The 16481-nt window shown below is 53.4% G+C and carries 17 protein-coding genes and 1 pseudogene; 8 read left to right on the top strand and 10 right to left on the bottom strand.

From position 1 onward, the window contains the following. Window positions 1-581: 581 nt before the first annotated feature. Window positions 582-773, top strand: a pseudogene (locus GMO_RS14905) (tyrosine-type recombinase/integrase); the annotation flags it as partial. Here the strand turns inward: GMO_RS14905 and GMO_RS14900 are convergent. Both GMO_RS14900 and GMO_RS04740 read right to left on the bottom strand, forming a co-directional pair. Next, the gene (locus GMO_RS14900; protein ID WP_008851171.1) at window positions 680-1297 is read right to left on the bottom strand and encodes a LexA family protein; all 618 of its coding nucleotides are present in this window, start codon (window positions 1295-1297) and stop codon (window positions 680-682) included. The pseudogene GMO_RS14905 and the gene GMO_RS14900 overlap by 94 nt on opposite strands. A 594-nt stretch (window positions 1298-1891) precedes the next feature. Further along, entirely contained in the window at window positions 1892-2815 is a 924-nt protein-coding gene (locus tag GMO_RS04740) for an alpha/beta hydrolase (protein ID WP_040507491.1), read from the bottom strand. Window positions 2816-2955: 140 nt separating this feature from the next. Between GMO_RS04740 and GMO_RS04735 the strand changes: the two genes are divergently transcribed. After that, window positions 2956-3831, top strand: a complete 876-nt coding sequence (locus GMO_RS04735; RefSeq protein ID WP_280985121.1) for a LysR family transcriptional regulator — start codon at window positions 2956-2958, stop codon at window positions 3829-3831. A 133-nt stretch (window positions 3832-3964) separates the two neighbouring features. Here GMO_RS04735 and GMO_RS04730 read toward each other — a convergent pair whose 3' ends face one another. After that, window positions 3965-4621, bottom strand: a complete 657-nt coding sequence (locus tag GMO_RS04730) for a TetR/AcrR family transcriptional regulator (protein WP_040507489.1) — start codon at window positions 4619-4621, stop codon at window positions 3965-3967. 109 nt (window positions 4622-4730) lie between these two features. Between GMO_RS04730 and GMO_RS04725 the strand changes: the two genes are divergently transcribed. From GMO_RS04725 to GMO_RS04715, 3 genes are all read left to right on the top strand, one after another. Next, complete coding sequence (locus GMO_RS04725; protein ID WP_008851167.1) at window positions 4731-5297, top strand: hydrolase; 567 nt, start codon at window positions 4731-4733, stop codon at window positions 5295-5297. Next, window positions 5290-6702 carry a DHA2 family efflux MFS transporter permease subunit gene (locus tag GMO_RS04720; RefSeq protein ID WP_008851166.1) on the top strand — a complete coding sequence of 471 codons (1413 nt, stop codon included), beginning with the start codon at window positions 5290-5292 and terminating at the stop codon, window positions 6700-6702. Before GMO_RS04725 ends, GMO_RS04720 begins: the two co-directional genes overlap by 8 nt. Before the next feature lie 135 nt (window positions 6703-6837). Continuing rightward, window positions 6838-7473, top strand: a complete 636-nt coding sequence (locus GMO_RS04715) for a CPBP family intramembrane glutamic endopeptidase (RefSeq protein ID WP_245528429.1) — start codon at window positions 6838-6840, stop codon at window positions 7471-7473. Window positions 7474-7759: 286 nt separating this feature from the next. Here GMO_RS04715 and GMO_RS13805 read toward each other — a convergent pair whose 3' ends face one another. Next, complete coding sequence (locus GMO_RS13805) at window positions 7760-7897, bottom strand: DUF4113 domain-containing protein (protein WP_245528428.1); 138 nt, start codon at window positions 7895-7897, stop codon at window positions 7760-7762. Between the two features lie 148 nt (window positions 7898-8045). On the opposite strand from GMO_RS13805, the gene GMO_RS04710 reads away from it, so the two are divergent. Together GMO_RS04710 and GMO_RS04705 are read left to right on the top strand one after the other, a co-directional pair. Next, the gene (locus GMO_RS04710) at window positions 8046-8513 is read left to right on the top strand and encodes a hypothetical protein (protein ID WP_040507974.1); all 468 of its coding nucleotides are present in this window, start codon (window positions 8046-8048) and stop codon (window positions 8511-8513) included. 456 nt (window positions 8514-8969) lie between these two features. Beyond that, window positions 8970-9608 carry a hypothetical protein gene (locus GMO_RS04705; protein ID WP_050801385.1) on the top strand — a complete coding sequence of 213 codons (639 nt, stop codon included), beginning with the start codon at window positions 8970-8972 and terminating at the stop codon, window positions 9606-9608. A gap of 131 nt (window positions 9609-9739) precedes the next feature. Here GMO_RS04705 and GMO_RS14140 read toward each other — a convergent pair whose 3' ends face one another. The 3 genes from GMO_RS14140 to GMO_RS14355 all read right to left on the bottom strand — a co-directional run bounded on the left by GMO_RS14140 (window position 9740) and on the right by GMO_RS14355 (window position 11285). After that, a complete protein-coding gene (locus GMO_RS14140; protein ID WP_139064360.1) occupies window positions 9740-10237 on the bottom strand; it encodes a hypothetical protein in 498 nt (165 codons plus the stop codon). Between the two features lie 264 nt (window positions 10238-10501). After that, window positions 10502-10720: a DUF4113 domain-containing protein gene (locus tag GMO_RS04700; RefSeq protein WP_008851161.1), complete on the bottom strand. Its 219-nt coding sequence runs from the start codon at window positions 10718-10720 to the stop codon at window positions 10502-10504. A gap of 391 nt (window positions 10721-11111) precedes the next feature. Then, entirely contained in the window at window positions 11112-11285 is a 174-nt protein-coding gene (locus GMO_RS14355) for a hypothetical protein (protein WP_008851160.1), read from the bottom strand. Window positions 11286-11429: 144 nt separating this feature from the next. Between GMO_RS14355 and GMO_RS13800 the strand changes: the two genes are divergently transcribed. Next, window positions 11430-11642 (top strand): helix-turn-helix domain-containing protein, encoded by a 213-nt coding sequence (locus GMO_RS13800; protein ID WP_083813599.1) that lies wholly within the window; start codon window positions 11430-11432, stop codon window positions 11640-11642. A gap of 1661 nt (window positions 11643-13303) precedes the next feature. Here GMO_RS13800 and GMO_RS14350 read toward each other — a convergent pair. From GMO_RS14350 to GMO_RS04685, 3 genes are all read right to left on the bottom strand, one after another. Then, the gene (locus GMO_RS14350; RefSeq protein ID WP_008851159.1) at window positions 13304-13465 is read right to left on the bottom strand and encodes a hypothetical protein; all 162 of its coding nucleotides are present in this window, start codon (window positions 13463-13465) and stop codon (window positions 13304-13306) included. Between the two features lie 554 nt (window positions 13466-14019). Continuing rightward, window positions 14020-14775, bottom strand: coding sequence for an SDR family oxidoreductase (locus GMO_RS04690; protein ID WP_008851157.1), 756 nt, complete (start codon window positions 14773-14775; stop codon window positions 14020-14022). A 28-nt stretch (window positions 14776-14803) separates the two neighbouring features. Then, the gene (locus tag GMO_RS04685; protein ID WP_008851156.1) at window positions 14804-16144 is read right to left on the bottom strand and encodes a GntT/GntP/DsdX family permease; all 1341 of its coding nucleotides are present in this window, start codon (window positions 16142-16144) and stop codon (window positions 14804-14806) included. Between the last annotated feature and the right edge of the window lie 337 nt (window positions 16145-16481).

Below are 16481 nucleotides of genomic sequence, written 5' to 3'. Positions count from 1 at the left end.
CGAACATCCCGCGCCTTGTTATGGACCGACGGGGCGATCGAAGACTTGAGGAAGCGGTCAAACCCTTCCTGGGTGCAGGCATTCATGAAGGTCACAGGTTGCTGCTTCATCCAGAACCGGACATATATCCACCGCTCAGATGTTCTGCTGCCGGATTTTCCTTCGATTGCAACAGTCGTCGCACGTTGCGCGCGGCCGAAATGGCAGAAGAATGCCTGGGATTCTCGCGTCATGAGCCTCTCCTCACCTCTTCATGGGGAAATCATTCTCGCTGTGCAGCGTGATGCTGAAGCACGGCGAGGAGAAACCTTCCCGCGGGGAGTCGTCAGATCAGTGCTTGGGCGAGGCCCAAGACTGGGTGACTGCGGAAGAAAAAAGGGTGGCGCGCCTTCCGATTGAAGGGCTCTGAATGCGTCATGATAACGCAGAGTTATCTGACATGGCCCGTTGGGCGACGTGTCAGATAACTCTGAATATCCCCCTGAAAGCCGTCAGATAATACCTGTTATCTGACGTTTTTTCATGCCTCGAATGAGGGTGAAAACTTATATGTATCAATGACTTGTTAGAGAGTTGGACGAATGGCGCCAGCGGCGGCGGGGAAAACGCCCAATATCTCTGACGACGATCGTCTCATGAAAATGTGGCTCCACAACCGCTCCGAGAACACGGCTCGGGCCTATCGGGCGGACGTGGAATCTTTTCGTGCGTGGAGCGCCAAACCGTTCCTCGAGGTCACGCTTGAGGATCTGCAGGAATGGTACGACAGCCTTGAAGGCGCCGATGCTACGCGGAGACGAAAGCTCGCCTCCGTGAAATCGGCCCTGTCATTTGGCGTGCGCGTCGTCATTCGGCATTGAAGGTCTTGTACTTTCTTGGCCTTCGCATCTCCGAACTGTGCGGCCTGACATGGAGAGATATGACACGGCGCCAACAGCCCGGTCGCCACGGCCCAGATCGCCACGTCGGTTTCGTCATCGACCTGAACGGGAGAAGCGCCAGGCGAAGAAGAGCGCAGCCACCATTCCCCGGCGCGCTGGGTCAGTTCACAGACCCGCAGCTCGTCGCCCACGCTGGCAATCACCACGACACCGGCCCGGGGAGCCACGGCAGAATCGACCACCAGGATATCGCCATGCCGGATGGAGCGGCCCAGCAGGGCATCCCCTTCAACGCGGACCGGATACCGGCTGGGCTGACGCAGATCGAGGACGGCCGACATGAGATCGATCGTGCCCTCGATGTTGTCGCCTGCAGGGGATGCGAAGCCGGTCGTGCGGTCGCCTTGATAGTTCATGATTCTGGCCTCCTTAACGAGAACAGAAAGAGAACAAATCAATGCACGTCAATGCCTTTGCAGAAACGATTTCTGGAAGTCGTTTGTTTGCAAGGAGATAGGCTACTGGCGCCCCCTTCCATTGGGGCAGCGCAATTCCTAGCGGATCTGTATAAACTGTTGAGGATTGCTAAATGGGTGGATGCGGGTGAGGCCTGACGGAACCTCACAATGCGCTCCTGCCCATAAACGAGACAGTGTGCTACGGCAGCCAGAATATCACCGTGTCACCGCATCCAAGGCGAGCGTAGCAGACTGGTGCAGGGCTTTCATCTGACCCGCTTCAACGCCAACCCAAGCAGAATTAGGCATCATAATATTCCCGGGTATAAGATCGAGAACTATAGTTTCACCAAATAGACAAAATCATGTTTTTACAATGATGTAGTCGAAGATTGTGACGAACTAATTCGCCCCGATCTCCCTGGGAGAGATCGCAGCTTTCGTTACGAAACAGTCTGTCTGCTTTGGGAGGGTGAACGGAAGGTCCGATTACGGTAAATCTGAGGACGTAATCGGACGTTCCAAGTTACCAAGGCTCTTAAAGGCATGGCGTTAGAGATACGCGCCGTAGAACTCTTTCAGTTTCGCAATCGCCTGGCTTGTGTATTCCGGCTTGTCATACAAGTCGTAATGCGTCGCGCCAGGTACGACGAAGATATTTTTCTTCTTGGACCGGGCCTTGTCGAACAGCTCGAAGCCGTCGCGATAGGAACCGAAAATACCGGGCTGACCGCCGCCAACAATGACCTGCAACGGCTGGGTCAGCAGGCGGTCCACCAGGTGGAATGCATCCCATGAAAAGGCTGCACCCGTGCTGACCACATTTAGTTTGTTGGGCGACCCGGGCTTCTGGCCACGGGGCGTCGTGTAATAATCGACAGCCTCAACAACATCCACATCCTTGATGTCGCAGGACGCAAGCTGCTTTTCCGACTGTGGGATGTAGCTTGTAATGGCGGCTGCAGTCCCATGTGCCTCAGCTGTGCGCTGGGCACAGACGCCTTCCATAGCCTTCAGGGCAGCATCTGGAGACAGGTCACCCTCGCGGCACAGACGACCATAATTGGCAGCGACAACAGTGCCAACGGCTTTGAAACGACGTTCTGTCATGGAGGCATTCGCGGCGTAGCCACCGCCACCACAGATGCCGAGCACGCCAATCCGGTTTTCGTCAACGAACCCTAGCGTTGTGAGGTAATCGGCCGCCGCGCGGAAATCCTCGACGCGCAAGGCCGGATCTTCCAGATAGCGTCCGGGACCGCCACTTCCGCCCTGGGTGGACGCATCGAAGGCAAGGCAGACATATCCGGCTTCCGCCAATCCCGCGGCATAAATGGCGGCAGTCTGTTCTTTGCAGGAGCTGATCGGGTGAGCCACCACAAGGGCCGGATATTTCAGGCTCTTATCAAAATCCTTCGGAAAATGCAGATCCCCCGCCATATCCCAGGTTCTGTTTTTGAAGGTCACGGTTTTCATTGTCATCGTTCCTTTCCGCTTCGAGCCTGAAACGCCCGACAGGAGGAAAGATGAAACAACTCTCCTTATAAGTTTAGATGGCTTGTTCCGCATTTAGTCATTAGCCATACTTCTGAATGATGAATGAAAATCTTCGCGATTTGAATGCTTTTGTCATCGTGGCAGCCGAGGGGAGCTTCACCCGGGCCGCCGCACGGCTCAGCGTGTCCCAGTCCGCGCTCAGCCAGATAGTCCGCAATTTGGAAGAACGCTTGGGAATCCGCCTGTTCAACCGTACGACGCGAAGCGTCTCTCCGACCGAGGCCGGAGAGCGGCTTCTGGCAGAGGTGGAACCGGCGCTTGCCCGGATTGAACGCGGACTGGAACAGCTTGGTACTTTACGCGAGCGTCCGTCTGGTACGATCCGCATTTCAGCCGATGAATATGCGATCTGGAGTGTGCTCTGGCCGGTTCTGGAGCGCTTTCTTGTTGACTATCCGGAGATCCATGTGGATCTCACAACCGATTACGGTCGGACTGACATCGTGCGCGAACGGTATGATGCCGGGGTCAGACGCGGCCAGCTTGTCTCGAAAGACATGATCGCATTGCGGATCGGACCGGATGTGCCAATGGCCGTCGTAGCCACGCCGACGTTTCTAAAGCAGCATGGGAGTCCACGAAACCCGCGTGATCTGGCCGAGTTTCCCTGCATCAATCTGCGGCTGCCGACACACGGCGAACTTTTCCCCTGGCAGTTCAGGAAAAGCGGCAAGGACATACGAATCACAACGTCTGGGCAACTTGTTCTGACCAGCCTTTTTCAGATACGCGAGGCCTGTCTGGGCGGGCTGGGGCTGGCCTGGCTGCCGCATGATCTTGTGGCTTCCCGAATTGCGACAGGAGAGCTGGTCGAGGTGCTCTCACAATGGCAAAAGGTTTTCGAGCCCTATCACCTTTACTATCCAAGCCGTCGCCAACACTCATCGGCGATGGCTGCTTTCATCGCCGCATTGCAGGCTTCAGTACGGGAGTAGTGTCTGCTTTTGGGATATCCAACATTCACACGCATTGTCTGACACGAGGGCGCAAGCTGCCACGACATCTCACTCTCCGGGACAGCGCCAAGGCTCTTAGGTCGTGGGTCGAATACTGCACCAATCCGCGAAATTATGGCTTCGCGTCTGCTTTGCCGTCTGAAGCGCGCCGAAACGGCTCCAGCCGATCCGCAAGATAAAGACGGTTCATCCGCCGCAACTCGTCGGGCGCACCCAACGTCGTAGGCGCGTCCTTCATCGTCATACCGCGCAACACTTTCATAGTGTTTAGAACCACCGCAGCAATATCCCTCGCCAGTGCCTCATCCAAGCCTGGTGCACAGACACGAAGTGCTGCCGCAATTCCAGCTATTGCATTTCCTCGCGCAAAATCACGGATCTCCATTTTGTCGGTCCGCGCCTCCATCAGCGCGGACAGGGATTTTACGCGAGGATGAAGCGTGACAAGCATTTCGATCAGAACGTCTGCCAGAGCGTCCGGCGATAGAGTGGCCGCACGTTTGGCAAGTGCCGCGTATTCGTCTTCCAGAACGGCGATATGCCGCTGCACCAAAGCGTCCGCCACAGCTTCCTTGTTTGGAAAAAAACGATAGAGCGAGCCAATCTTCGCTCCCGCGCGCGCGGCGATCTCCGCCATGGTCGTCGTCTCGTAACCTCGTTCTGCCATGAGATCAGACGCGGCCTCCAGTAATTCCTCGACGCGCTGACGCCCGTCCGCTCGCAACGGCTGAAGAGGCATCCGTTTATCCCTTGACGAATTTGAGTCCATCCTCAAATAATGCTCCAACTTGAGTATCCACTCAACTTATTAACGTTTTTACGCGCTTCGAACAACGGCTCCAGGTGACCGTTTGAACGCCAACCAGGAGGGTCTTGCTATGATTTCACTCTCAGCCACCAGAACAGCTCTCGTTCTGATCGATCTCCAAAAAGGCATTACGGGGCTTCCCTTGGCTCCGACATCAGGCGCCGAGATTGTGGAGCGCTCGAAAGCACTTGCCGCTCGTTTCCGAGCGGCAGACGCGCCGGTTATCCTGGTAAACGTGGCGTTCGCAGCGGATTTCTCTGACGCATTGCATACGGTTGTTGAGCGCTCTTTCTCTCCCCCCGGAGGTTTTGCGCCAGACTGGGCTGAACTGGTCGACGGTCTCGCCGAGCCAAAAGATCTACGTGTCACGAAACGGCAATGGGGCGCATTCTACGGTACGGATCTTGACCTCCAGCTTCGACGTCGCGGGATCACCACGATCGTACTCGGCGGAATAGCCACTAATTTGGGTGTAGAATCGACTGCCAGAGCGGCACATGAGCATGGATATAATGTCGTGCTCGCCGAGAATCTTATGTCCACCTTCACGGACGAGATGCAGCGCTTTGCCTGCGAGGAGATTTTTCCTCGGTTAGGTCGCGTGACAATGAGCGAGGCAATTGCACTAGATGCATGAGCGCATGTCACCGGAGCACTCAGAAAAATTGCCACCAGGCACATGGAAAATTGTGAGCGTCGCGGCGGTCGGGTCGTTCATGGCACAACTGGATGCCACAATCGTCAACGTGTCGCTCCCAGATCTCGTTACGAGTCTGAACGCGCCGTTTTCACAAGTACAGTGGGTGGTCAGCGGCTATCTGCTGGCGCTCACCCTGACGTTGCCACTGAATGGATGGCTCGTAGGCCGCATCGGGGGACGAGCAGTTTATTTGTGGTGTTTCGGTGCCTTTACACTGACGTCAGGCCTGTGTGCTCTGGCATGGTCCGCGTCCTCTCTGATTGTATTCCGTCTGCTACAGGGGATGGCCGGTGGGCTGCTGGCTCCCATGGCGCAGATGACGGTTGCCCGTGTGGCAGGAAAACAGATGCCGAGGGTCGCTAGCGCACTGACGGCACCGGTTCTGCTTGCGCCTCTTCTTGGTCCCGCCGTCGCGGGTGCCATTCTCTCGGTCACCTCTTGGCGATGGATCTTTCTTCTCAATGTTCCGGCCGGGCTAGCAGCCTTCATCCTTGCCGTTCTATTTCTCCCGGACGATAAGCATGAAGAGCGCCCCCGATCGCTTGATCTGACAGGCCTCGGATTTCTCGCGCCAGCCCTTGTCTCGTTTCTCTACGGCATAGATCATGTCGACCGGTCTTATGGACAAGCGACCTTAGGCGCGTCCCTCGTGCTGTTCGTCCTGTATATCCGATCCGCGCGACGCAAGCGCGATGACGCGCTGATCGACCTGCGCCTGCTGCGTGCGCCCGTCTTTTCGGTGTCGGCGGTCATCATGTTTCTGACGAACGGGGTGTCGTTCGCTGGTCAGATGCTTCTACCCGTATGGCTGATCCACGCCTGCGATGTCTCGCCTGAGCGGACAGGCCTGTTCATGGCCCCTCTGGGACTGGGGATGATGTGCGTCTATCCGCTCATTGGCCGTCTGAGTGACCGGTTTGACGTGCGCGATCTGACTGGTTGCGGGGCGCTACTGTCGTTGATCGGCACAGTGATTCTGGTGCTGCTCGCCTATAACGGCCTGAACGTCACACTGCTCACTATAGCGCTGCTGCTGCGTGGCGGGGGTGGGGGTGCCGTCGGTATTCCCGCCATGAGTGCGGGATATGCTTCGATCGCACGCGCGGATATCCCGATGGCAACGACCGCGCTGAACATCATGCAAAGGATCGGAGGGCCGACATTGATTACAGCATGCGCCACGTTCCTCGGGTGGCGGCTTGCGACGGTCGGTCTGTCCCATGTCGCATCGGAGGCTTATGGCGAAACATTTGGATTACTCGCGTTATTCCATGGCGCTCTGTTGCTCGCCACGCGCTTCATCAGGCCTTTAGAAAAGAAACGCCAGTTCGGATCGAACTGAACTTGTCGGGCATTGATACTTACCTGAGAAAATAAAATTCTCCCAGGCAAGATTGGCCAGCGTCGTCCGCTTTAAGATCAGTCGTTTGTATTTCGGATTGTCCGAGATGAAGGCGATAGCTGCCGCTGCATTTCTGTGCCAAACTCGAAACACATGCCTCTCCTTCGCCTCGCCGTCGAATTTGCTGCCCTCTATCTCGGTGGCCCCTTTATAATCCTCGAACTCCGCCGCCCCGGCATCCTGTTCGGGCTCATCTGGGTGACGGCTATCGCGGCGTTTCTCGCGATCCGGGGCGAAAAGCCACAACCTCATGACGTGCGTCGCGAGCTGCGCGTCATCTTCCTGCGTTTCGCGATCCTCGCGCCGGTTATCGTGGCGCTGACGGCATGGTTCTGGCCCGAGACATTCCTCAGCCTACCGCTTCAGAAACCGCGCTTCTGGCTGCTGATCATGGTGCTCTATCCGGTGCTGTCGGTATGGCCGCAGGAAGTGCTCTACCGCGCATTCCTGTTTGCCCGGTATCGCCCGCTGTTCCGCAGCGACAAAGGCATCATCACCGCAAGCGCACTCGCTTTTGGCTTCGCCCATGTGATCTTCCTGAACTGGATCGCAATCGCCATGACCGCCATCGGCGGCCTACTCTTCGCCCGCGACTACGCACGCCACCGGTCGCTGCGCCTGACTTGCCTAGAACACAGTCTCTATGGTTGCCTGATCTTCACCGTAGGCCTCGGCCGCTTCTTCTACACAGGCGCCGCCTGGCACCACTGAGAGCGCTAGCCGACCGGGCCGGAGCCGCCGTTCACCCGTCTCGGCACCTGCAGACCAACGCCCCTGAATCTGGCCGGGCCGCCACGTCAGCGTTATGGAAGATGTCCAGTTCCGGCGTCTTGCGCGGGCAGTTCGGGCAGCGTCAGGGCGACGACCGACACCCTGGCGTACCGCCGGTTAAACGGCGCCAGGATCGGCCGAAATCAATCCTTGCACGCCATGACACGTCTGCTTTGAGAAAAGGTCGTGCCGCGCTCTGACGTCCGACAAGAGGCGAAAGTAGCCTCTACCAACTCCTGGCTCGAACGATCTCCTCCAGTCGCGTCGTATAACGTGCCGACAGGAGAGACTGCCGCGGAGCCCAGCTTCGTTTCAGACCCGTCGAGGCCGGTCGCAGGGTTCCGCTGCCAAAACGGGCATTCACCGCATCTCATGCCGGTGGGCAATTTTCTGCACAGGTGCAGAAAAATTAGCTTCCAATGGAAGTCTTGGATAGAGTTTTATTGGAAGACAACCCTAGCGAATCCGAAAAACATAGAATTATTTTTCGAAGGATATGTGCGATTTATAAAATAACAAGCATATCAAAAATAGCCTTCCTTCTCGCAAGTATTCTTTTGATCATACTTGCAGCCCTCCTAATTATCTCAGGAGGGATTGGTCTGATATATGCATTCAAATTATCACTAAATGATGGACGGGAAGAAATCGTTCAGGCGATCAGTTACGTTGTGATCGCCATAGCAGTTTTTGATGTTGCCAAATACTTCATAGAAGAAGAAGTATTACGTTCCAGGGGAAAGCAATCCCTCTCAGAAGCTCGTACCAGCCTCACAAAATTTATGACGACGATTATTATTGCTGTCTTTATCGAAGGTCTTGTCGGAGTGTTCGAGCGCAGTGGTAAGGCCCCTGAAGACATTCTTTATCCCGCAGCATTGCTAGTAGTCGCGACATTCATGGTGGTGGCATTAGGAATGTATCAAAAACTCAGCGTGAATGCTGAACGGGAGAAAAAAGAAAAAGATCTTATCGGATGATCTGAAAGGAGGTGCTACGGCAGCCAGAATATCACCGTTTCACCGCATCCAAGGCAAGCGTAGCAGACTGGTGAGCTTGATGACTGAGAGGATGGAAGCTCTCAGCCGCCGATTCAGTCAGCGCTTTACGGGCGCTTAAGGAAAGCTGCTTCACCAGTAAGCACCCGAATCGTAGTACAAGCACGGTCGCCGGTACAAGCGGAATTAGCACCGCAATATTCCCGGGTATAATATCGGGAATTATAGTTTCCCCAAGTAGACAAAAGCTTGTTTTTACAATGATGTAGTCGGGGATTGTGACGGATCTCTCTCCGCTATGAGGCAATTTCTCCAATAAAAACAGTTACTTAGTTGTACAGAGCGTCACTTCGTGTTGACTGTGCGTCACTGGTTCAGCGTCACTATCCGTGATGGCTTACCCCTGCCCTTAACTGCTAGAAGTTGGGCATGAACGATATGGCTAATCTGACCGAGAGGCATGGAAGCTACTATGTGCGCTTCATTGTGCCCAAGGAGCGCTGGCGGGACGTTGGCGCCGTACTAGGCTCAAGCACGGGCCTGCGCAGAGACGTTCTGAAGTCCTTACAGACCAAAGATCGCAAGACGGCTTTTAAGCTGCGTGATGCCGCTCTGGAGGCTATTAGGCGTTCGCTTAACCTCAAGCTGGCTGAGGCTGGATTGCCTCCCCTGCACGGTGATGTGGTCCCGGACTGGATGAGCGAGGAATGTCTCTTATCCGAGGCACTGGAAGCCCGGCGGGAGATTGCGGCCACCTCAGACAGGACGGACGGTGGTGACGAGCAGATGGGTGAGACCGACCCCAGACGCCGCCTGATCGAGGGCATGGATTACTTTCTGGAGGAGCGGGCCGAGCAGCTTGAGAAGGCCGGAAAGAACCCTTCAGACTATGTGAGGAGATTGCGCTGGGCCAGACCACGCCCATCGGCCCCCTTTTTGAGCGCTGGATACGGGATGTTGAAAATACGATCAGACAGCAGACGACCCGAGGGCACAGGCTGGCCTTTTGGCTCTTCGGGGAGTTTCTGGCTTCTCAGGATGGAGACGAGAGCCCAAACCAAGACCCGGAAACCCTGATTGCGTCAACAAGCGTGGAAAGCATTACCAAGAGGCGCATAGACGAGTTTCCCGAATGGCTGGCCCAGCATAAGGGGCTATCACCTAAAGACCATTCAGAGCCGTGCCAGCCCGCTCAAAACCTTCTGATACTACTGTATCTCGAGGCAATTCGTCACGATTTTGTCGGAGCATATCGGCAGCTTCATTATAGTTGTCCCGGGTGTGACCAGAGGCTCGTTAGGCGAAGAAACGTTCTTCGTTACTTCTTTAGCGGTTGCCGTTGTGGCATCTCCTTTTTGCGCAGCTTCAGGTGCCAGCCCATTATATCTTTCGCATATCAATGGAGAGTTGCTTGCCATATCGATATCGATAGTATTCCCGATTGTGGCATTTGAGGAATTGCTAAACTGTTCACCCGCCTCGATCTTTGCAGCCTCGATCGGCGCAGACAGCGTCGCATGCCCTCCAGCAGATGCATCCGATGTCGAGGAAATATTGAAGTGAATTTTCAACCGGCACGCAATCAGACCAAGCTTCATTGGCGGAGAACTTATCCCATCTTCCTTTGTATACGTCGGACTTTTCAGTATAGCGTTAAAGTCGCGAAATCCGCGAGCGGTATCTTTGAAAGCTTGATCGACAGTCACTGTTCCTAGGGGCACAAGCGTGCTGGGTTTCGTTATCCCGCATCCCGTTAGGCAAGCCACGGGCAAAGCCAGCCAAATACGCATAGACAGGCTCCTATCCCAGTACCATGACAATACTGGTAACACTCTCGGGCCGTCACCTATTTTAGGCATCTGCTTCGCTCACTTGCTCGTGAATAGACGGTCTGCTCCCGGCCAATTTGGCGGCAGGAATCCAAACTAATCATATCCGCTTTACGGAAATTAGCGCACCGATTTCTACAACTAGGATGAAGACGGGAACAGTCTCTCCCAACTCCTCGCCCGAACAATTTCTTCCAATCGCGTCGTATAGCGTGCCGACAGAAGAGACTGCCGCGAAGCCCAGCTTCGTTTCAGAGCCGTCGAGGCCGGTCGCAGGGTCCCGCTGCCAAAACGGGCATTCACTGCATCCAGCGCTGCCATGTCGATCACGGACCGGATCGGGTCACGTGAGGTGAACATGCGTTCCTGTCCACCCGCGGACGCAGATCTGTCAGGATTACGCCACCCTTAAAAGACCGATGGCCGGGAAGAAAAATCGCTTGGCCGAATGCTTGGATGCGGGTTGACCTAGCCCTTTTCTACACTGCGTTCCTGCCTCTGAACGGAACAATGCGCTCATTCGTTGGATTGCGTTACAGAATCCACGGTATCATCAGCAATATTATAACTACAATGTTATGTAATTTCTAACAAACTAAATTTTTTACATTGACGATATTAAACGCAAATTAGGAATAATTACTCAATCCATTTTAGGTATTCATGGTGTGTGCCACAAACGAAAATGATTTATTTAGTAAATTCCGTTTGTGAAAACTATAAGAAAACCAAATTCCATTTCGGAATGTTTTTATGAAATTTCTGCTGCTTTAATGATTTTTTGATGATTGCGTTGATTGATTTCGTAATCTTCATGATCGTATAAAGCGTAGATCTTTTCGATAACCTCAATGGTTTGTTGTTTCTCGCCGTTTTCCCAGAGATTATCTGCGAGTTTCAGCAAATCTGAAATTTTTGAGCACATGGCAGGGAACCCGCATTATTTGAAATTGTTAAGACCAGAAACATTTGGAATGCTTCCTTACACATTGCGACAAAAAAGCGGCGGCGCAAGAGCAATTAAGGCGAATTGCGGTCAAATTTTGTTCTGTGAAAAGGTTTTAAATATATGCAGAATTTGACTAAAATCATTGCGCAGAACGTAAAAACGCTGCGCCTCGAACGGGATCTAACTATCTCTGCTCTCGCCACTAAATCTTTTTTATCAGAAGACCTGATTAGTGAAATCGAAGAAGGGATTTATCGCCCTGATTCAGCTGAACTTCTTCGTCTTGCGGAAGTATTCCAAATTCCTCCCTCACATTTACTATCGATGAGTTGAAGCAGCTTCCCATCCTACAGGGTTACTCAATCAAGGTAGGGGAAACGTAAGGCATCTCATCAACAGTATCGACCCAAAACTACTTTCCAACGAATAATTAGATAATCAAGATATTCGAATAATAACAAATAAATTTCTTTCCTTTGATTTTATTTATTTGGATTTAATATACATAAACCTCCCGATTGTGCGAAATTTATTACAATATTACTCAAATATCTTGATTGTATATTCCATACTACAAGCTGGCTGAAGCTTGCACATCCCCCACGACTCAGGAAAAAGTCCTTCGATAAGGCTTTTCGACGCATCGCCCATGAGATCAAAGCCCGTTTCTTCGCCATTTATTATCTCTATAAGGGAAACGATTTACTAAGAAGCGCCTTGTGTAAGATTATACTGGGCCTTTTTATTTTCAATAACATTTCACTTTTTCTGCGTATTGTTCCGTATTCGGCACGAAGATCATGCCTACAAGAGAGACTGCCATGGAGCCCAGCTTCGTTTAAGATCCGTCGAGGCTGGTACAAGCGGAAACCTGTGAATTCGATGGAAGGATGCGGAATCGAGCTGAAGGGTTTCATTTTGGAGGGGCCTGTAGAACATCCTTTATGGAACCATCATAAAACCAATTAGATAGCGTCCCAGATCGACTGCTTCTCTCCCCTGACAGCGCCCTTCCTCAATCAGTCTTATCCATCAAGTCAGCGGGAAAAGGCTTCAGAACAATGAATCTCAAGCAAAATACAAAAAAGAATCAGACCATCTTGTCGATGCTTCATGCATTGAGATTAGTAAATTTCCCATCCTTCTCATACACCGCTTCTCCAGCCGCCTACCTGGCCGGTTTTCCCTTGCCACAAAGAGTCCATGCAACTCCTGAGCCTCCGCCCTCTATAACCTTCTATGGAAATGGAGGCTCATTATCAGATACCGTTTGACCATCTTGATCGCCCTGATTGTGCTCACCGCACTAATGCTCCTTGCACTTGATCACTCGCGGCACATCATCGCGACGCCCAAAGAGAAACATATGGAGCGAATAAACCCCACCCCTGGGGCAAAAGGATGGAGAGCATAGAAGAAAGGGACTGCGCGTGTGGCCCTTGCCTCAGCCTGCGCTGACATTACTGGAATTCAGGCGCCATATAACGGATAGCCAATCCATCATATTTCTCAGCCGCCCCTCACCGAACGGCTTCTGTTGTCTGAAAAAATCACCAGAGCCCTCCCGAACGTCACCCTTCCAGCAATCCGAAACGTTCCAGTCGCGTCGGTAGGCATCGGTTATGCTTACTATTGCGAGCGTAGAAAAGAGCTACATTACGTCACGAACAGCAAGGATTTGGAAATCTTCAATTCCTGAAACACAAATGCATTTTCGATCGAACGCTCAACGGGATCGTGGCCGGGAGGCGTCCGGCCTTGATCGTGCGGCAGAAGTTGCTCGGCATAGCCATAACATTTTCAGCCCCCTGTAAGGTGGTTGAGGCTCTACGGCCTTTTACTGGCCACATCCCTTTCCGAGTACGCGTCGCCATCTGGATCGTAGCAAACACCACCGGCAATCTTCCGCCAGAAGAACCCGACACGAAAGCAGCCCAACGATCGAAGTATCCGCTCGCCGCTTTCAGGTTAGGAAACGGAACACTGTAACAAGATCAATTCCCAAGATTGGGTGGATCTTCAACAGGCGGTGGCGGCTCACCCGGCGGAGGATAAGGGTTAGGAGGCGGAACCGGAGGAACGGGCAGCGGTGGATTGGGGATCTCGCTGCCCTGAAACTGCATCAGTTTGAAAGGCCTGCCAAATTCAGGAAGCATGGATTATCTCCCGCTTTGAGAACACTCCTAGAAACAGGCACAACGGGGCTCAGACAGTTCAGTTCTGAAAAAAAGAAAACCCGGCCAGAAGCCGGGTCACTCACAGGTTACATCCCACCATCCGGACCGCCAGGGCCTCTCTGGTCTGAGCCGCCCATGCCTCCTTCCTGAAAACTGCCTCCTTGCCCATAACCGCCCCGATTTCCGCCATCATGGCCGTTCTGATGGCCCCCCAGGTCCTCCCGGAGGCGGCGGTCCCCAGCAGGCGGACAGGGCAAGCGTCATTCCAAATCCGACAAGAAGTCTTGAGAAACTGTTCATACAAATCCTCCCATCGGAAATACAGACAGCCCTGACGGCAACAACATGGCGCGGCTGCAACGAAGGGAAACGACGTTTTGCGGAAGATATGTTCAGCCTTCTGTAGAAGAAGAGATCATTTTAGAACCGGATTCCCGAAACCTTCACAGCAACCCCGCTGCGGAAATTCCACGTTCTTACGCCCCCTCCGTGAACACATCCTGATCAAAAAATCTGTCTCTCAAACAGCCTCATCAAAGAGAAATGGATATGCCGCCATCCACGTAGAGGACATGTCCATTAACAAACGATGAGGCATCAGAAGCTAGGAATATCCCTGCCCCGATCAGTTCATCCACCTTCCCCCATCGTCCCGCAGGCGTCCGCTGCCCAAGCCAGGAAGAGAACTCAGGGTTCTGCACCAACGCCTCATTCAGTTCCGTTTCGAAATACCCCGGCGCGACGGCATTACATTGCAATCCATGCCGGGCCCAGTCCGTGGCCATTCCTTTTGTCAGATTGCCCACAGCCCCTTTTGTCGCCGTATAAGGCGCAATACCGGGGCGCGCCAAGGCCGTCTGGACACTGGCGATATTGATGATCTTCCCTGCCCGCCGCTTGATCATATGACGCGCGACAGCCTGTCCGACATTGAAAACAGAAAAAATATTGGTTTTCAATAATTGCTCGAAAGCAGACGCTGGGAAGTCTTCCAGTGGCGCGCGATGCTGCATGCCCGCGTTATTGACCAGAATGTCGATAGCACCATTATTTTCTTCGAAATGGTCAACAGCTTTCCTCACGCCATCATGATCCGTCACATCAAATGGAAGGACATGACTTCCAGGCAAGTCACGGGCCACCGCCTCAAGATGGCCCACGTGACGTCCGTTCAGAATGACTGTCGCCCCCGCCGCATGCAGTCCCTGTGCCAGTGCAAGGCCAATACCCCGCGAAGAACCGGTTATCAGGGCCGTACGCCCGGACAGGTCAAAAAGAGATAACGTCATGGTGATGTGCCTCTCGTTTTTCGCTCAATCAGATGACAAGAGATGCCAGCAGGACGAAGACCAATCCGAAAACCGCAATCAGCGTTTCGAGAACGGACCAGGTACGCAGTGTCTGCGGAACTGTCAGACCAAGATACTCCTTCATCTGCCAGAAACCGGCATCGTTGATCGGCCCGAAAGCAACCGAACCTGCCCCCGTAACAATGACCATCAGTTCCGGTGAAACCGCAGGAGAATGTGCTAGGATCGGCCCCGCAATACCGGCCGCCGTGCTCATGGCAACCGTGGAAGAGCCGCTGGCCAGCCGGACCACAACGGCAAGCAGCCAGGCAAGTACAAGCAACGGCACATGCGCCCCCACAGCCGCGTCCGTGATGGCTTTGGACACCCCGCTGTCCATCAACTCCCGGCCAAAACCGCCACCGGCCCCGACGAGCAGCATGATCAGGGCCGTCGGCCCCAGACATTCATTGGTAAATCGCAGAATGGTCTCGCGGGAAAACCCACGCGCCAGCCCCAGAACATAGAACGAGAGAATGGTGGCAACCAGAAGCGCAATATCCGTATTCCCCAGGAAATGCAGGACCTGGTTAATGGCGGAATGCGGTGCAGTCACCAGATCGGCAAACGAACCGATCAGCATCAGGAAAACAGGCAGCAGAATCGTAAAGGCCGTAATGAAGAAACCCGGAAGATTTTCCGGAATTTCCCGGTTCAGAAACTGTTCCGCCAGCGGGTTAACCTGGGTTATCTTGATGCGCGGTGCTACATATCGCGCAAAGATGGGCCCGGCAATGGCTGCGATCGGCGTTCCCATCAGGATACCCCACAGGATCGTCCGCCCCGTATTGGCATGATATGCGGAAAGCGCCAGCAATGTGGCCGGATGCGGAGGTATCATGGCATGCGTCACGGAGAGCGCGGCGCCCATGGGAAGAGCAACCCGCAGGATTGGCGTTTCAGTCCGCGAAGCAAGGATGAACGCCAGGGGGAACAGAAGAACCACACCCACTTCGAAAAAGACCGGCAGACCGATCAGCAGGCCGATGATCATCATGGCCCAGTCTACGCGCTGTCGCCCCGCCCGTTCGGCAATCGTCAGCGCAATACGGTCAGCGCCGCCTGATTCCGCGAGCATTTTTCCCAGCATCGTTCCCAATGCGATGATCGTGCCGACATGTCCCAGAACATGCCCTGCTCCGGCTTCAAAAGACGCCACGACCTTGTCTGGCGGCATGCCGGAGACGAGAGCAAGCAGCAACGAAACCGCAAACAGGACAATAAAGGGGTTGAGCCGGTAATAAGCGATCAGGATGACAATTGCTATGATTGCTGTTGAGGCCAGGGAAATTGCAAAGATCGTCGTCATGAAAAGCTTAATCCTTGGCAGTGCAAAGTCTTTTCATGAGCGTCTGGAAAAAAGAAGAAAAGTAACAAGATCGCCACTGGGGCTACTTGGGATATTTCCCGAAATCGTGAGTAAAGCTCACGAGACATAAATTGAAATTTTTTCAGGATTGTAAATGGCCCAATAAAACACTTCGTAATTTTATAAAAATATTTTTATTGTCTCGCTTTATTTTTCATTAAAGGTAAATTTTAGATGATACCCGGAGAAAACAGATTTTACAGGATGATTTCCGTCACGAATTTTTATAGTAGAATTTCCTGAAACTCCTCTTTTACCTCACGAGAAACTGATATTT

Origin of the sequence: Gluconobacter morbifer G707, assembly GCF_000234355.1 — a bacterium.
Lineage (GTDB): Bacteria > Pseudomonadota > Alphaproteobacteria > Acetobacterales > Acetobacteraceae > Gluconobacter > Gluconobacter morbifer.
The sequence above is the reverse complement of the archived record's forward strand: the minus strand, read 5'-3'. Positions and strand labels throughout refer to the sequence as shown.